Annotated in this window: 1 pseudogene; it reads right to left on the minus strand. The window is 72.9% G+C overall.

What is annotated here, in order from left to right:
- Nucleotides 1-658, minus strand: a pseudogene (locus LPA54_RS34615) (GntP family permease); the annotation flags it as partial.

Below are 658 nucleotides of genomic sequence, written 5' to 3' on the forward strand. Positions count from 1 at the left end.
CGGCCGCGAGCGGCGCGACCAGACCGGCCGCCGAGACGGTCGCCACGGTCGCCGAGCCCGTCGCCAGCCGGATCGCCACCGCGATCAGCCAGGCCAGCAGCAGCGCCGGGATCGACCAGTCCTCGGAGATGTCCAGGATCATCCGGCCCACGCCGGTGTCGATCAGCGTCTGCTTGAAGCCGCCGCCCGCGCCGACGATCAGCAGGATGCCCGCGATCGGCGCCAGGCTCTTCTCCACCAGGGAGGAGATCCGCTCCCGGCTGAAGCCGGCGGGCATGCCGAGGGTGAAGATGCCGACCAGCACCGCGGCGAGCAGCGCGATCAGCGGGGAGCCGATCACGTCGAAGACGCGCTGCACGTCGTGCTCGGGGTCGTCGATCACGATGTCGACCAGCGCCTTGGCGAGCATCAGCACGACCGGCAGCAGGATCGTGGCCAGCGTCGCGCCGAAGCCGGGGCGCCGCTCCAGGTCCTCGGAGGGACGCTGCGGGATCATCCGCTCCGGCGCCGGGACGTCCACCCAGCGGGCGGCGTACTTGGAGAACAGCGGACCGGCGATGACCACGGTGGGGATGGCGACGAGCACGCCGAGCGCCAGCGTCACGCCGAGGTTGGCGCCGACCGCGTCGATGGCGACCAGCGGGCCGGGGTGCGGCGG

The organism is Streptomyces sp. DH12, assembly GCF_020873895.1.
GTDB lineage: Bacteria > Actinomycetota > Actinomycetes > Streptomycetales > Streptomycetaceae > Streptomyces.